This window comes from Pseudorhodoferax sp. Leaf274, from assembly GCF_001422445.1.
In the GTDB taxonomy this organism is placed as follows: domain Bacteria; phylum Pseudomonadota; class Gammaproteobacteria; order Burkholderiales; family Burkholderiaceae_C; genus Pseudorhodoferax.
Window position 1 is genome coordinate 1,215,280 of the sequence record NZ_LMNA01000001.1, and the last position, 14,252, is coordinate 1,229,531.

The window sequence follows — 14,252 nt, forward strand, 5'->3', positions numbered from 1 at the left end:
TCTTTACGGCCTCTTTACCCAAACATGGCCCAGCGGGCACCGGCGTGACGCCGTGTCACGCGGCGTGCGGCGCCTGCAGGTTCAGAACGCCGGCGCGCAGTCCTGTGCGCCGCGCACGGGGTAGTCCGCGCGGCTGGCGCAGTGGGCCAGCGCCAGGTTCAGGTGCCGCACCACCATGCGCCGCGAGATGCCCATGCGCGCGGCAATGGCGTCCTGCGTCAGGCCTTCGAAGCGGCTCATCACGAGCGCCTCGCGCTGGCGCTGCGGCAGTTCCGCGATGGCCCGCTCCAGCAGCGCGAGCAGCTGGCGGTGCTCGGCCCGCGCGGCCGGGTTGGCGGCCGTCGGTGCCGCCGCGGCATGGACCGTTGCATCCACGTCGGCGCCGAACAGGCCCTGGTTGCGCGCCGCGTGGCGCAGGTGGTCGCAGGCCAGGTTGGCCGCGATGCGGAACACGAACTGCCGCGGCCTCTCGACCACGGTGCCGCCGCGCTCGGCCGCTGCCAGCCGGACGAAGGACTCCTGCACCACGTCTTCGGCGTCGCTGGCATTGCCGAGCTTGCGCTGCAGGAACCGCAGCAGCGGCAGCCGCCACGAGGCGAAGGCGCCTTGCAGCGAAATGGGGGCGTCGGGGTCGTGCACGGGCAGGGAAATCGGGCGGCGAAAACGGCGGCGGGAGGGCGGAGGGCGAGGGCCGCGGAACAAGGCGGCGCAAGTATATAGATGACAATAGTTCTTGTTTGGAAGGGTGTGGTCGCGCGCCCTGCCTGCGGGAACCGCCCATGCGGCGGCCGTGCGCCAGGCGTAAGCTGCGCCGTTTTGCTGCACAGGAATGCCCATGTCCTTCGAACTCTGGCTCGCCTTCGTCGCCGCGTCCGCGGTGCTGCTCGTCATCCCGGGCCCGACCATCCTGACCGTGATCAGCTACTCGGTCGCGCATGGCCGGCGCGCCAACGTGCCGCTGGTGGCAGCCGTCGCGCTCGGCGACTCCACGGCCCTCGTGGTCTCGTTGCTGGGGCTGGGCACGCTGCTGGCCGCGTCGGCGTTCTGGTTCACGGCGGTGAAGCTGGCCGGCGGGCTGTACCTGCTCTACCTGGGGATCAAGCTGCTGCGCGCGGGCGTGTCGGCCACCGAACTGGCGGCGCCGGCCGTGCCGCAGTCGCGCTGGCGGTTGTTCGCCAACACCTACCTGGTGACTGCGCTGAACCCCAAGGGCATCGTGTTCTTCGTCGCCTTCCTGCCGCAATTCCTCGATGCGCGGGCCGACGTGGCGCCGCAGCTGTGGGTGCTGGGCACCACCTTCGTGGCGCTGGCCACGCTGAACGCCACGCTCTACGCGGTGTTCGCAGGCGCGGCGCGCCGGCTGCTGGCCTCGCCACGCGCGCAGCGGCGCTTCCACCTGGGCGGCGGCGCGCTGCTGTCGGCCGCTGGCGTCTGGGCCCTGCTGGCGCGCCGGCCGGCCTGAACGGGCTCAGTAGGCCGCGCCGTGCGCGGCCAGCATCGGGTCGCCCGCGATGGCGGTGGATGCCCGGCCGTCCGCACCCACGGGCACCTGCCCGACCAGCGTGGTGCGGTACAGCTGGCGGTCGAAGTCCAGCGCGAAGATGTCGCTGGGCGCCACGTGCGCGGTGGCGCGGTTGTCCCAGAAGGCGATGGAGCCGGGCTCCCACTTGAAGCGCACCGTGAACTCGCTGCGCACCGCGTGTTCCCACAGGAACTCCAGCAGCACGCGGCCTTCGCGCGGGTGCAGGCCGAGGATGCGCTTGAGGAAGCCCGGGCTCACGTAGAGCACCTTCTCGCCGGTCTCGGGGTGCACGGTCACGAGCGGGTGCTCGCTCACGAGTTCGTGCTGCCGCACCGCCTGCAGGTACTCGGCCGTGGCCTGGGTGCCCGCTGGCGGCGCGAAGCGGTGCTCGCCGCGCAGGCCGTCCAGGAAGCCCTGCAGCGGCGCCGACAGCGCGGCGTAGGCCGCGGCCAGGTTGGTCCATTGCGTGTCGCCGCCATAGGGCGGGATCGTCACGCCGCGCAGGACCGAGGCGGCCGGCGGGTTGTGCGCGGCCGTCACGTCGGCATGCCAGCCCGTCCAGGGCCGCTGCTCGGCCTGGCCGGCGTGGCGGTTGGCCTTGCGGTGCTTGGCGATGCTGTAGAGCTCGGGGTGGCCTTCGACATGGCCGAACACCGGGTGGCCCAGCGTGAGCTCGCCGAACTGGCGCGCGAACGCGATGTGCTGGCCGTGCTCCAGCGGCTGGTCGCGGAAGAACACCACCTTCCACTGCAGCAGCGCGGCGCGCACGGTGGCGATCTCCTCGGCGCGCAGCGGCTGGCGCAGGTCCAGGCCCGTGATCAGCGCGCCGATGTGGGCCGATTGCGGCAGCACCTGGACGTGCGGCGTGGCGTGCAGCGCCTGTTCGAGCTGGCGTTGCAGGGGGTGGGGCAGGGGCATGTTCATGGCGGTCTCCTCGGGGTTGTCAGCGGGCGGCGGCCTGCACCTGGGTGGCGGCGTCGGACGGCTGCAGGTTCAGCTCGCCCAGCAGGGCCTGGGTCTGCGCGATCTGCTTGCGCAGCGCGGCCTGCGTGTCCTGCGGCCCCAGGAAATGCGGCTTCCACTGGTTCAGCGCGACGAAGGCCTGCCAGTCGGCGGTCTGCGTCACGCGCTGCAGCGCCTGCACCCAGAACTGCTGCTGGGCCGGCGTGATGCGGGCCGTGGTCATCACGCCCTGGAACGAATCGCTGACGTAGTCCACGCCTTGCTCCTTCCAGGTCGGCGCGTCGGCGAAGGCGCCGGCCAGGCGCTGTTCGGCTGCGATGGCGATCACGCGCACACGCTTGGCCTGCAGGTAGGGCAGGAGGTTGGGCGTGGTGGCCGAGACCACGTCCAGGTGGCCGCCGGCCAGCGCCGTCATCGACTCGGCCGAGGACTTGTACGGCACCACGCGCAGTTCGCGCACCGGCACGCCGGCCTGCTTGAGCGGCTGGGCGATGCCCAGATGGATGTGGTTGCCCAGCGTCGTGGCGATGCCGATGGACAGGCCGGCCGGGTCGCGGCGCAGCGTGGCGACGAGGTCCTGCACGTTCTGCACCGGCGAATCGGCGCGCACCACCACGGTGGTGAACTCGCGCACCAGCGTGGCCAGCGGCGTGAACTCCTGCAGCCGCGGCGGCAGCGCGCCCTGGGCCACGCTGGTCACGTAGCCGCTGGACAGCGTCATGAGCACGTTGGCGTTGCCGGCCTGGCGCTGCAGGATCTCCAGCGCCTGGATGGAGTGCGCGCCCGAGCGGTTGCTGACGACGAAGCTCTCGGTCAGGCCCTCGCGGGCGAGCAGTTCCGTGAGCTTGCGCGCGGCCGAGTCCAGCGCGGCGCCGGCACCGCTGGGCACGATGAATTCGGGCTTGGACGGGGCCCAGGGGGCATCGGCCGCGAAGGCTGGCAGCGCACGGGCGGCCAGCAAGGCGAGCGCTGCGCGCCGTGTGGGCGTGGCGTGGGGAAGGGCGTGCATGGGGGAGGTCTCCGGGTGGGCATGCGGCGCCGCGTGGGGCTGCGGCGCCGGCCTTGCACTCTAGGAAGGCCCCCCGGTGGCGGGAACGAAGATTTCCGCATGACCTCATGCGCAAAGCGAGCAAGGCGCCCGTGCCCGTGCGCACCTGGGCATACTGCGGCGATGTTCCGCATCGGCCTGCTTTCCGACACCCACGGCCTGCTGCGCCCGGAGGCCCTGGCCTTCCTGCGCGGCAGCGACCACATCGTGCACGCGGGCGACATCTGCGATGCGTCCATCCTCGACCAGCTGGCGGCCATCGCGCCGCTGACCGCCGTGCGCGGCAACAACGACGTCGGGCCCTGGGCCGAGCGCCTGCCCGAGACCTGCGTGGTGGACGTCGGCGGCCTGCGCCTGTGCGTGCTGCACGACATCGCGCAGCTGCGGCTGGACCCGGCCGACGGCGTGCAGGCGGTCGTCACGGGCCACTCGCACAAGCCGCGTATCGCGCGCGAGGGCGGCGTGCTCTACGTGAACCCCGGCAGCTGCGGACCGCGCCGCTTCACCCTGCCGGTCGCGGCGGCCGAACTGCTGGTCGACGGGGGCGAGGCGACGGCGCGCATCCAGGAGCTGGTGTGAGCGCAGTGTCGGGCCGCCCCAAGCAAGCGGGCACCCCCTCGGGGGGCAGCGAACCACGCGCAGCGGGGAGCGTGGGGGCCACACGCGCAGCGCCGGGCCGCCCCAAGCAAGCGGGCACCCCCTCGGGGGGCAGCGAACCACGCGCAGCGGGGAGCGTGGGGGCCACATCCGCAGTGCCGGGCCGCAGCAAGCAAGCGCGCGCTCCTTCGGGGGGCAACGTCGCCGAGACCCCGCGCCTCGCGCTGCGACGGCTGACGCTCGACGACGCGCCGTTCTACCTGCAGCTGCTCAACGGGCCGACCTGGCTGGCCCACATCGGCGACCGCGAGGTGCGCACGCTGCAGGACGCGCAGGCCCACATCGCCGCCCACATCCTCGTGCCCTATGCCGCGCAGGGCTTCGGCATGTACCTGGTGCTGCGCCGCAGCGACGGCGCGCCGCTGGGCCTGTGCGGCCTGGTGCAGCGCGAGGCGCTGCCCGCGCCCGACATCGGCTTCGCGGTGCTGCAAGCGCATGAAGGCCTGGGCTACGCACGCGAGGCCGCGCAGGCCGTGCTGTGGCATGCCTTCGAGGTCTTGCAGCTGCCGCGGCTGCTGGCCATCACGGCGCCGACCAACCTGCGCTCCACCAAGCTGCTGAGCGCGCTGGGCTTCGACTTCCAGGGCATGGTGCCGGTCGGCGACCGGTCGCTGCGCCTGTATGCGCTGGCGCGCGGCTGACATGCGTCGTGCCCTGCTCGGCGTGCTGCTCTGCTCTTGCGCACTGGCGCAGGCCGCGCCGCCACCCGCGCCCGTGCAGGCCGAGATCGACGCGCTGATCTCTCGCCTGCAGGCCTCGGGCTGCGAGTTCCAGCGCAACGGCCGCTGGCATGCGGGCGCGGAGGCCGTCGCCCACTTGCAGAAGAAGCGCGACTACCTGGAGGGCCGCGATGCCATCCGCAGCGCCGAGGATTTCGTCAACCTGGCGGCATCCGAAAGCAGCCTGAGCGGCGAGCCTTACCGTGTACGCTGCGCCGGTGCCGAGCCGGTCGACAGCCGGGCCTGGCTGCAGCAGCGGCTGCAGGAGCTGCGGCGCAAGAAACCCTGAAGGAGACCCCTGTGTTCCCCACCGACATCCTGATCGCCTACCTGCTCGCCACGCTGCTCGTGGTGCTGGCCCCCGGGCCGGACAACATCCTCGCGCTGAGCCGCGGCCTGGGCCAGGGCCGGGCGGCGGCGGTGGCTTCCTCGGTCGGTGCCGGGCTGGGCATCATGGTCCACACGCTGGCCGCCACGCTGGGGCTCACGCTGGTGCTGCAGGCCTCGCCGCTCGCGTTCTGGGCCGTCAAGATCGCCGGCGCCGGCTACCTGCTGTGGCTGGGCGTCAAGGCGCTGCGATCGCGCAACCTGATCTCCTTCGCGCCGGCGGCGCACCAGAGCCTGCCACGCGTGTTCTACACGGGGCTGCTGTCCAATGTGCTGAACCCCAAGCCGGGCCTGTTCGTGCTGGCCTTCATCCCGCAGTTCGTGCGTGCAGAGCGTGGCTCTGTGCCGCTGCAGATGCTGGTCTACGGTGCCATCTTCGCGGTGCTGACCGCCGTGATCTTCTCGCTGCTGGGCGCCTCGGCCGCGCGGCTGTCGGGCTGGCTGTCACGCCGGCCGCGCGCCACGGCCTGGCTCAACCTCGGCGCCGGTGCCACCTTCGTGCTGTCCGGCCTGTCCATCCTCGCCCTGGGCAACCGACGCTGAGGCCATGCCCAGCTGCTGGCGCTGGCGCGCGTCGAGCGCGGCCACCACGGTCTTGCCGTGCGTGTAGCCACGCGCCACGATCTGGTCGATGCTCTTCCACTGCAGCATGCCCACGCGCTCCAGCGCCGGGTGGAAGTACAGGTCGCAGCCCTGCTGCGCCTGGGTCTGGCGCGACATGCTGTACAGCCCGGTCACCGTCATCAGGTAGGTGGGCAGCGAGGGCAGGCGGTAGCGCCGCTGGGCCGGCGGGCGCAGCCGGTCGCGCCACAGGCTGATGTTGCCGGGCATCTCGCCGGCCGGCACCTGCGTGGGGCCGCGCGTGTTCAGGTTCACGCCGATCACATGGCCCACGCCGCGCATGCTGCGCATCTGGTCCACCGGGAAGTTGTTGAAGGTGCCGCCGTCGCAGAGCAGCTCGCCGTCGCGCACCACGGGCGGCAGCGCGCCCGGGATGGAGATGCTGGCCAGCAGCGCCTGCACGAGGTTGCCGTGCGCGATGCGCTGCTCGCAGGCGCGCGAGTAGTTGGTGGCCACGCAGTGGTAGTTCTTCCAGAGGTCCTCGATGTCGGCATCGAAGCCCACCAGCGCCTGCACGGCGTTGCGCAGCACGCCGCGCAGCCGCACGCCCTTGAACAGCGAGAGCAGCGGGAACAGGTTCATGTCGCCCGTGGGGTTCACCGCGAAGGCGCTGCGCGCGTTGGCCATCACCGTGTCCAGCGACTGGTCGGAGGCCACGTAGGCCGCCATCACCGCGCCGATGCTGGTGCCGCCGACCCAGTCGATCTCCACCCCCTGCTCGCGCAGCACGCGGTACACGCCCAGGTGGGCGAAGCCGCGCGCGCCGCCGCCGGCCAGCACCAGGCCGACCGCGGTGCGCGTGAGCAGCCGCGCCATGCGCGCCATGTCGCGCGCCAGGCCGGGGCGCAGGTGCACATGGCCGGCCAGCGGCCGGCGGCTCAGCCAGGCCGCCGTGCCCTGGGGCGAACGCAGCGCGGCCGGGTGCAGCAGCACGAGCAGCTCGGCCACCTCGGTGCGCGGCGGGCGGTGCATGAGGAACTGCTGCTCCACCGGGTGCAGCGCGGCCGGTTGCGTGGCGTCGGCCAGCAGCAGCAGCTCGTCGCAATGGCGGCAGCAGCGCTGCGTCCAGGCGGTGGGGCCGGCATCGGCCAGCAGCAGCACGGCGTCGTGCGTGGCCTCGATCTCGTCCAGCAGCAGCGCCACGCGGCGGCTGGCATCGGCCCGGGCCTCGGGGTCGGCGTCGTCGAGCGACACGCCGGCATCGGCCAGGGCCTGGCGCACCTGCGCCGCATCGACGATGCGCACGCGGCCCTGGCCGTGCCCATGGGCCTGGGCCAGCCGCTCGCCGATCTGCAGCGCCAGGCCGGCGGCGAAGGCTGCCGCGTCCACGCCGGCGGTGATGGGCACCAGGCCGATGGCCACCGGCCGCTCGTGCGTCTGCTGGCGCTGCTCGCCCTTCAGGCGCTGCACGATCTGGCGCGTGAGCGCAATCGACACCTGGGCGCTGCTTTCCAGCAAGGGCACGAATTCCGACTTGGCCAGGCGCACCAGCACCGAATCGCGCACCGCCACGACGGTGGCCGCGCGCGGCTCGCCGGTGTACAGGCTCATCTCGCCCACGGTCTGGCCGCGCGCCATCTCGCCGACCATGCGCTCGTGGCCGTCGGCCGCGCGCACGTAGGCGCGCAGGCGGCCGCTGACGATGAGGTACATGGAATCGCCCTGTTCGCCCTGGTGCATGAGCGTCTCGCCGCCGGCGATCTCGACCCAGCGCAGGTGGCGGCGCAGGTGGGCCAGGGCGCTGGCCTCGACCTCTCCGAAGATGGTCTTGAGGTGCCGTGCGAGCAGTTCGTCGTGAAAGCGCTGGCGGGCCGTCGAGGAGTCCATGGGCCGGGGGCGGGCTGGGTGGTCGCGGATTGTAGGTGGCCGCCTGCGTGGCTCGGCCCGGTCGACAATGGCACGATGGGCTCTTTGCAGCAGGCCGGCACGCAGCTCGCCTCGGCCGCTGTCTTCTTCACGGGAACCGGACCACCATGACCCAGCGCGCGAATGCCTTCGACCAACCCATCGGTGCCGCCGTGCCGGACTGGACGCCACGCCCGCGGCCGCAGCGCGTCACGCTCGCCGGCCGCCTGTGCCGGCTGGAGCCGCTGGACCCCGCACGCCACGCGGCCGACCTGTACGCCGCCTATGCCGACGCGGCCGACGGGCGCGACTGGACCTACATGGCCAGCGAGCCCTTCGCCGATGCGGGCGCCTACCTGCGCCACGCGCAGGCCATGGCCGAGAGCGCCGACCCGCTGCACTTCGCCGTCGTCGACCTGGCCAGCGGCCGCGCCGTCGGCACGCTGGCGCTCATGCGCATCGACGCGGCCAACGGCGTGGTCGAGGTCGGCCATGTGACGTTCTCGCCGCACCTGCAGCGCACGCCCGTGTCCACCGAGGCGCAGTACCTGCTCATGCGCCATGTGTTCGACGACCTGGGCTACCGCCGCTACGAGTGGAAGTGCGACAGCCTGAACGCGCCCTCGCGTCGCACGGCGCAGCGCCTGGGCTTCACCTTCGAGGGCGTGTTCCGCCAGGCCATCGTGACCAAGGGCCGCAACCGCGACACGGCCTGGTTCTCCATCATCGACAGCGACTGGCCGGCCGTGCGGACGGGCTTGCAGGCCTGGCTGGCACCCGGCAACTTCGATGCCGACGGCCACCAGCGCCAGGGCCTGGCCGCGCTGCGCGCCGCGCACAGCGGCGAGGCCCGGGCCGATGTGCAGCTGCGCCCGCTGGTGGCTGGTGACCATGCCGCCTGGCTGCCGCTGTGGCAGGGCTACCAGCGCTTCTACCAGGTGGCGCTGGGCGCGGCGCTCGATGCGCGCACCTGGCAGCGCCTGCTCGACCCGGCCGAGCCCATGCACGCCATCGGCGCCTTCGACGAGGCGGGCCAGTTGCTGGGCATCGTGCACTGCATCTTCCACCGCTCGACCTGGACAGAGGGCCCGTACTGCTATTTGCAGGACCTGTTCACCGCGCCGGCCGCGCGCGGCCGTGGCGTGGGCCGTGCGCTGATCGAGGCCGTCTATGCGCGCGCCGCCGAGGAAGGTGCCAGCCGCGTCTGGTGGCTCACGCACGAAAGCAATGCGCCGGGACGGCTGCTGTACGACCGGGTGGCGCAGAACGCTGGTTTCATCCAGTACCGCAAGAGTCTGTAAGCATTTGTCGCTGCGGTCCTACGGCGCCGGGTGTGGGGCGCTTGGTACGATGCCTGCTCCACCACTGGCCCGCCGTACCCCGCCCTTCCCGTCTGCATGGACGCTGCTTCCCCGTCAACTCCGCACATCGAAGCCTCAGGGCAGGGCGACGACCGCAAGGCCGTGCTGACAGGCCGCTGGACCGCTTCCGACCTGGCCGGCGGCGACCACCTCGGCCGGGTGCGCCAGGCCCTCGCGTCCCTGCCGGCCGCCGCCGGCTGGGATCTGCAGCAGGTGGAGCGGCTGGACCACCTGGGCGCGCAGCTGCTGTGGAACCACTGGGGCCGCGAGTGGCCGGCCCAGCTGGCGCTGCTGCCCGAGCAGCGCAGCATGCTGGAGCGCGTGGCCGAGTTCAGCTGCACGCGCAAGCCAGAGCCCGATGGCGGCTTTGCGCAGTCTTTCGACGCGCTGGGCGCCAGCGTGCTGCGCCGCCTGGGCCAGCTCAAGAGCGGCGTGCGGCTGATCGGCCAGTTGGCGCTGGACAGCCTGCGCTTCGCGCGCCGGCCGCAGTTCGGCCCGTGGCGCGACATCTCGGGCCACCTCTACCAGATGGGTGCCATGGCGCTGCCCATCACCGCGCTGGTCGGCGCGCTGATCGGCGTGGTGCTCGCCTATCTGACGGCGTTGCAGCTGCGCCAGTTCGGCGCCGAGTCGTTCATCGTCAACATCCTGGGCGTCTCGCTGGTGCGTGAGCTCGGGCCCATGCTGGCCGCCATCCTCGTGGCCGGGCGGTCCGGCTCGGCCATCACGGCGCAGATCGGCGTGATGCGCGTGACCGAGGAGCTCGACGCCATGCGCGTGATGGGCATCGCCCACGGCTTCCGGCTGGTGATGCCGCGTGCCATCGCGCTGGCCATCGCCATGCCGCTGATCGCCACCTGGACCACGCTGTCGGGCCTGGCCGGCGGCATGCTGGCGGCCGACCTGGCGCTGGGCATCACCCCGGCCTATTTCCTGGGCGCGCTGCCGGACGCCGTGAGCGCGGCCAACCTGAGCCTGGCGATCGGCAAGTCGGCCGTGTTCGGCATCCTGATCGCCTTGATCGGCTGCCACTACGGCCTGCGCGTCAAGCCCAACACCGAGAGCCTGGGGCAGGGCACGACGGCCTCGGTGGTCTCGGCCATCACGGCCGTGATCCTGGTCGACGCGCTGTTCGCGGTCGCCTTCCGCAGCATCGGCATATGACGGACGAAGTCGTTTCCATCCGCGGCCTGTGGACCGCCTTCGGCGAAGGCCGCGACCAGGTCGTGATCCACAAGGACCTGGAGCTGTCGATCCGCGCCGGCGAGGTGGTCTCGCTGGTCGGCGGCTCGGGCACGGGCAAGACCGTGCTGCTGCGCCAGATGCTGGGCCTGGAGAAGCCCTACCGCGGCGATGTCACGGTGCTGGGCGAGCCTGCCGCGCAGCTGGGCCGGCGTGGCGCGGCCAGCCGCGTGGGCATGCTGTTCCAGCAGGGCGCGCTGTTCTCGGCGTTCAGCGTGCTCGACAACATCGCCTTTCCGCTGCGCGAGCTGCGCCGCCTGCCCGACGAGCTGGTCTACGACACCGCGCTGGTCAAGCTGCAGATGGTCGGCCTGGGCCCGCAGCACGCCAGCAAGATGCCGGCCGACCTGTCGGGCGGCATGGTCAAGCGCGTGGCGCTCGCGCGCGCGCTGGCCATGGACCCGCCGCTGCTGCTGCTGGACGAACCCACGGCCGGGCTGGACCCGCACGGCTCGGACGAGTTCGTGGAGCTGCTGCGCTCGCTGCACCGCGAGCTGGACCTGACCGTGGTGATGGTCACGCACGACCTGGACACGCTGTTCGCGCTGTCCAGCCGCGTGCTGGTGCTGGCCGAGAAGCGCGTGCTGGTGCACGGCACGCCGCAGGAGGTCGCGGCCTACGACCACCCCTTCGTGCGCGATTTCTTCCAGGGCGAGCGCGGCCGCCGCGCCATGACGCCCATCGACCACATCGTCGCCGCACCCGCACCTGCGCCCGTGCCTCCGAAAAAGGACTGAGATGGAAAACAAAGCCCATGCCATGGCCGCCGGCACCTTCGTGCTGGTGGTCACCGCGCTGCTGATCACGCTGGCCGTCTGGCTCGGCCGCGAGAGCGGCAGCACCCACACCTACGAGCTGTCCACCAGCGACACCGTGACCGGCCTGCAGCCGCAGGCGCCGGTGCGCTTCAAGGGCGTGTCTGTGGGCAAGGTCACGTTCATCGGCTTCGATCCCGATGTGCCCGGCAACATCGTGATCCGCCTGACGGTGGACGACACCACGCCCCTGTCGCCCAGCACCTTCGCCACGCTGAGCTACCAGGGCATCACGGGCCTGGCCTTCGTGCAGCTGGACGACGCAGGCGATGCGCCGCAGCCCTTGCCGGCCGGCGCCAGCGGCGTGCCGCGGCTGCCGCTCAAGAACTCGCGCCTGGGCGAACTGACCGACCAGGCGCCCGAACTGCTGGCCAAGGTGCAGCAGGCGCTGGACAGCATCAACAAGATGCTCGACGAGCAGAACCAGAAGAAGGTGGGTGCGGTGCTCGACAACACCGCCCTGGCGACCGAACGCATCGCCGCGGCCGCGCAGAACGTCAACCTGCTCACCGCCCAGCTGGAGAGCACCATGCGCCTGCGCGTGGACCCGGCGCTGGCCGGCGTGCCCGCCCTGACGCAGGAGTTCACGCGCAGCCTGCAGTCGGTGCGCGCCGCGGCCGACGACGTGGCCCGCATGTCCACCAACATCGACAAGACCGCCGACCGCCTGAACCAGAAGGACGGGCCCCTGGACCGCCTGGCCGAGGGCACGGCCGCGCTGTCGCGCGTGGCCGAGACCTTCGGCGCCGCGACATTGCCGCGCGTGAACCGCGTCTCCGAGGACGCCTCGCGCGCCGCGCGCCAGTTGAGCCGCACCGTCAACGGCATCAACGACAACCCGCAGTCGCTGATCTTCGGCAGCGGCAACGTTCCACCGGGGCCGGGCGAACCCGGCTTCGCGCCACCCGCTGCAGCAGGAGCCAGATGATGGGCCGCACCGCTTTCCTTTCCCCCTTGCTGCTGGCTGCGCTGCTGGCGGGCTGTTCGGCGCTGCCCGACAAGCCCACACGCCCGGCGCAGTACGACTTCGGCCCCGGCCCGGTGGCCGATGCGCCCATGGACCGGCGCGCGCCGCTGGCACCGCTGGCGCTGGACGAGGTGGAGGCCACTGGCCCGCTGGAGGCCGGCACGGCCGTGCTGTACCGCCTGGGCTACGCCGATGCGCAGCAGCTGCGCCCGTACGCGCAGGCCCGCTGGAGCACGCCGCCCGCGCAGCTGGTGCGCCAGCGCCTGCGCGAGCAGCTGGGCCAGCGCCGCACCATCGTGAGCGCGGGCGAAGGGGCCGCGATGTTGCGCAGCGACGGACGCCAACCGCTCGTCCTGCGCGTGGAGCTGCTGGAATTCAGCCAGCTGTTCACGGCGCCTGGGCAGAGCGCGGGCCTGGTGCGCCTGCGTGCCACCGTGGTCGACAACCTGCCGGCCGGCGAGAAGGTGCTGGCGCAGCGCCAGGTCATCGTGCAGCGGCCCGCGCCCACGGCCGACGCGGCCGGCGGCGTGCGTGCGCTCGCCGAGGCCACTGATGCGGCGGCGGCGGAGCTGTCGCAGTGGCTGGAGACGGTGGGGCGGTGAAGCGGGCCGGGCGTTGGGTTCTTGCCGCCGCTGCGGCCTGCGCCTGCCTGACCGCGAGGGCGCAGGCACCGGTGCCTGCACCGGCTGCTTCAGCAGCGTCAGGGCCAGCCGCTGCGGCGACCGTACCGGCCATGTCCATCGTCGGCGAATGGCAGGGCCCGTTCCCTGGTACCAAGGTCGTCAAGCTGCTGGATGGCGCCGACGGCGTGGCCTGCTACTTCTATGTGCCGGTCAGTGTGCCGTCCAACACCGTGTGCAACGGCAACGAGGGTTGCAACGTGCAGTACCCGAGCGGAGTGGGCACGGTGTCCTGCGTCAAGGTGCGCGAGGGGGACAAGCCTCCCGCGACGGCCGCGCCCAAGCCGCCGGCCAAGCGCTAGCTGTAGTTTCTCAGGACGTTGTTCCCGTCAAAGCCGAGTCTGGAGGCGGGAGGTTGGTGCGAGACGGCGGAGTGCGGCCGATGGAAGTTGTAGATGTAGTTTCTCAGGACGTTGTTCCCGTCAAAGCCGAGTCTGGAGGCGGGAGGTTGGTGCGAGACGGCGGAGTGCGGCCGATGGAAGTTGTAGTGCTGCATCCAGGGCTGCAACTCAGCCGTTCGGACGTCTGAGCTGGGGTAGCGATAGGCGTACGCCCATTCGCGCAGGAGCGTCTGGATGAAGCGCTCGGCCTTGCCGTTGGTACGTGGCGTGTAGGGGCGCGTGCGCTTGTGCTTGATGCCCAGGCGGCGCAGCAGCTTGGCGAAGCGCCGGGACTTGTAGGCCGATCCGTTGTCGGTCATGACGGCCTGGATGGACACTCCGAGCTTGCGGTAGTAGCGCAGCGCTGCGATCAGGAAGTCGCAGGCACTGAGACTGGTCTCGTCGCGCAGCACCTGGCTGAAGCCGACGCGGGAGTGGTCGTCAATGGCCACATGCAACGCCTGCCAGCCCGCGCGAGGCGTGTTGCGCGTGCGATCTCCCGTCACGCGATGCCCGGGCTGATCGAAGCAGCCGAGCTTCTTCATGTCCAGGTGCAGCAGCTCGCCGGGGTGCTCTTTCTCATAGCGGCGCACGGGCACGCTGTCCTGCACAGAGGGCAATTTGGCCAGGCCAGCCTTCACGCATACGCGCCCCACAGTGCTCTTGGAGACGCCCACACGCTCGGCGATTTGCGCGTAGCCCAGGCGCTGATTGCGCCTCAGGCCCTCGATTCGCTCTGTCTTGTCGGAACCAATGCGCGTGGGGCTGCGATGCGGACGAGAGCTTCGATCCCGCAGACCTGCGGCGCCTTCGAGCTGGTGGCGCCGCTTCCAGCGCGACGCCATGCGCGTGCTGACACCCGCGGCATCGGCTGCCTTCCTGGTGCCCTGGGAGGCGATGTTTTTGACCAAGTGCTCGCGGCCTCGCGGCGTTAATGAGGCATTCTTATGGCTGTTCATCCGAGGTTGTTCTGGGTTGATGGTTTGGCGTGAGAACCTCCATCTTCCCCGACTACTTCGGGTGAACAACCTCTTGGGAAACGACA

15 protein-coding genes and 1 pseudogene are annotated in these 14,252 nt (G+C 71.6%); 11 read left to right on the top strand and 5 right to left on the bottom strand.

Translation table 11 applies throughout. The features are described from left to right. Positions 1 to 81 precede the first annotated feature (81 nt). Positions 82 to 639, bottom strand: coding sequence for an RNA polymerase sigma factor (locus ASF44_RS05520; RefSeq protein ID WP_056898100.1), 558 nt, complete (start codon positions 637 to 639; stop codon positions 82 to 84). A gap of 196 nt (positions 640 to 835) precedes the next feature. Here ASF44_RS05520 and ASF44_RS05525 point away from each other — a divergent pair, with 196 nt between their 5' ends. Then, complete coding sequence (locus ASF44_RS05525) at positions 836 to 1,462, top strand: LysE family translocator (protein WP_056898101.1); 627 nt, start codon at positions 836 to 838, stop codon at positions 1,460 to 1,462. Positions 1,463 to 1,468: 6 nt separating this feature from the next. Here the strand turns inward: ASF44_RS05525 and ASF44_RS05530 are convergent, their stop codons facing one another. Together ASF44_RS05530 and ASF44_RS05535 are read right to left on the bottom strand one after the other, a co-directional pair. After that, positions 1,469 to 2,440, bottom strand: coding sequence for a TauD/TfdA family dioxygenase (locus ASF44_RS05530; protein WP_056898231.1), 972 nt, complete (start codon positions 2,438 to 2,440; stop codon positions 1,469 to 1,471). Between the two features lie 25 nt (positions 2,441 to 2,465). Beyond that, positions 2,466 to 3,494, bottom strand: coding sequence for a tripartite tricarboxylate transporter substrate binding protein (locus tag ASF44_RS05535; RefSeq protein WP_082524529.1), 1,029 nt, complete (start codon positions 3,492 to 3,494; stop codon positions 2,466 to 2,468). A 162-nt stretch (positions 3,495 to 3,656) separates the two neighbouring features. On the opposite strand from ASF44_RS05535, the gene ASF44_RS05540 reads away from it, so the two are divergent. The 4 genes from ASF44_RS05540 to ASF44_RS05555 all read left to right on the top strand — a co-directional run bounded on the left by ASF44_RS05540 (position 3,657) and on the right by ASF44_RS05555 (position 5,839). Continuing rightward, the gene (locus ASF44_RS05540; RefSeq protein WP_056898102.1) at positions 3,657 to 4,112 is read left to right on the top strand and encodes a metallophosphoesterase family protein; all 456 of its coding nucleotides are present in this window, start codon (positions 3,657 to 3,659) and stop codon (positions 4,110 to 4,112) included. Between the two features lie 155 nt (positions 4,113 to 4,267). After that, positions 4,268 to 4,831, top strand: a complete 564-nt coding sequence (locus ASF44_RS05545) for a GNAT family N-acetyltransferase (RefSeq protein WP_200930558.1) — start codon at positions 4,268 to 4,270, stop codon at positions 4,829 to 4,831. Between the two features lies 1 nt (position 4,832). Continuing rightward, positions 4,833 to 5,198: a DUF5329 domain-containing protein gene (locus tag ASF44_RS05550; protein ID WP_056898233.1), complete on the top strand. Its 366-nt coding sequence runs from the start codon at positions 4,833 to 4,835 to the stop codon at positions 5,196 to 5,198. A gap of 11 nt (positions 5,199 to 5,209) precedes the next feature. Then, complete coding sequence (locus ASF44_RS05555) at positions 5,210 to 5,839, top strand: LysE family translocator (RefSeq protein ID WP_056898104.1); 630 nt, start codon at positions 5,210 to 5,212, stop codon at positions 5,837 to 5,839. On the opposite strand, the gene ASF44_RS05560 is transcribed toward ASF44_RS05555, so the two are convergent. Then, positions 5,741 to 7,744 (bottom strand): cyclic nucleotide-binding and patatin-like phospholipase domain-containing protein, encoded by a 2,004-nt coding sequence (locus tag ASF44_RS05560; RefSeq protein WP_082524530.1) that lies wholly within the window; start codon positions 7,742 to 7,744, stop codon positions 5,741 to 5,743. The genes ASF44_RS05555 and ASF44_RS05560 overlap by 99 nt on opposite strands. Positions 7,745 to 7,890: 146 nt before the next feature. Between ASF44_RS05560 and ASF44_RS05565 the strand changes: the two genes are divergently transcribed. The 6 genes from ASF44_RS05565 to ASF44_RS05590 all read left to right on the top strand — a co-directional run bounded on the left by ASF44_RS05565 (position 7,891) and on the right by ASF44_RS05590 (position 13,129). Continuing rightward, complete coding sequence (locus ASF44_RS05565) at positions 7,891 to 9,063, top strand: GNAT family N-acetyltransferase (RefSeq protein WP_056898105.1); 1,173 nt, start codon at positions 7,891 to 7,893, stop codon at positions 9,061 to 9,063. 96 nt (positions 9,064 to 9,159) lie between these two features. After that, entirely contained in the window at positions 9,160 to 10,287 is a 1,128-nt protein-coding gene (locus ASF44_RS05570; protein ID WP_082524531.1) for an ABC transporter permease, read from the top strand. After that, a complete protein-coding gene (locus ASF44_RS05575) occupies positions 10,284 to 11,102 on the top strand; it encodes an ABC transporter ATP-binding protein (RefSeq protein ID WP_056898106.1) in 819 nt (272 codons plus the stop codon). The genes ASF44_RS05570 and ASF44_RS05575 overlap by 4 nt, the downstream gene beginning before the upstream one ends. A 1-nt stretch (position 11,103) precedes the next feature. Beyond that, positions 11,104 to 12,108 (top strand): MlaD family protein, encoded by a 1,005-nt coding sequence (locus tag ASF44_RS05580; RefSeq protein WP_056898107.1) that lies wholly within the window; start codon positions 11,104 to 11,106, stop codon positions 12,106 to 12,108. Continuing rightward, positions 12,108 to 12,749 (top strand): ABC-type transport auxiliary lipoprotein family protein, encoded by a 642-nt coding sequence (locus tag ASF44_RS05585; RefSeq protein ID WP_235579129.1) that lies wholly within the window; start codon positions 12,108 to 12,110, stop codon positions 12,747 to 12,749. The genes ASF44_RS05580 and ASF44_RS05585 overlap by 1 nt, the downstream gene beginning before the upstream one ends. Before the next feature lie 131 nt (positions 12,750 to 12,880). Then, entirely contained in the window at positions 12,881 to 13,129 is a 249-nt protein-coding gene (locus ASF44_RS05590) for a hypothetical protein (protein WP_056898109.1), read from the top strand. A gap of 101 nt (positions 13,130 to 13,230) precedes the next feature. Here ASF44_RS05590 and ASF44_RS05595 read toward each other — a convergent pair. After that, positions 13,231 to 14,166, bottom strand: a pseudogene (locus tag ASF44_RS05595) (IS481 family transposase); the annotation flags it as partial. Between the last annotated feature and the right edge of the window lie 86 nt (positions 14,167 to 14,252).

Bases quoted from the DNA above. Each gene is read 5' to 3' on its own strand.
- ASF44_RS05550 (WP_056898233.1), top strand. From the start codon at position 4,833: ATGCGTCGTGCCCTGCTCGGCGTGCTGCTCTGCTCTTGCGCACTGGCG.
- ASF44_RS05525 (WP_056898101.1), top strand. From the start codon at position 836: ATGTCCTTCGAACTCTGGCTCGCCTTCGTCGCCGCGTCCGCGGTGCTG.
- ASF44_RS05560 (WP_082524530.1), bottom strand. From the start codon at position 7,744: ATGGACTCCTCGACGGCCCGCCAGCGCTTTCACGACGAACTGCTCGCA.
- ASF44_RS05535 (WP_082524529.1), bottom strand. From the start codon at position 3,494: ATGCACGCCCTTCCCCACGCCACGCCCACACGGCGCGCAGCGCTCGCC.
- ASF44_RS05570 (WP_082524531.1), top strand. From the start codon at position 9,160: ATGGACGCTGCTTCCCCGTCAACTCCGCACATCGAAGCCTCAGGGCAG.
- ASF44_RS05580 (WP_056898107.1), top strand. From the start codon at position 11,104: ATGGAAAACAAAGCCCATGCCATGGCCGCCGGCACCTTCGTGCTGGTG.
- ASF44_RS05540 (WP_056898102.1), top strand. From the start codon at position 3,657: ATGTTCCGCATCGGCCTGCTTTCCGACACCCACGGCCTGCTGCGCCCG.
- ASF44_RS05590 (WP_056898109.1), top strand. From the start codon at position 12,881: ATGTCCATCGTCGGCGAATGGCAGGGCCCGTTCCCTGGTACCAAGGTC.
- ASF44_RS05585 (WP_235579129.1), top strand. From the start codon at position 12,108: ATGGGCCGCACCGCTTTCCTTTCCCCCTTGCTGCTGGCTGCGCTGCTG.
- ASF44_RS05530 (WP_056898231.1), bottom strand. From the start codon at position 2,440: ATGCCCCTGCCCCACCCCCTGCAACGCCAGCTCGAACAGGCGCTGCAC.
- ASF44_RS05565 (WP_056898105.1), top strand. From the start codon at position 7,891: ATGACCCAGCGCGCGAATGCCTTCGACCAACCCATCGGTGCCGCCGTG.
- ASF44_RS05575 (WP_056898106.1), top strand. From the start codon at position 10,284: ATGACGGACGAAGTCGTTTCCATCCGCGGCCTGTGGACCGCCTTCGGC.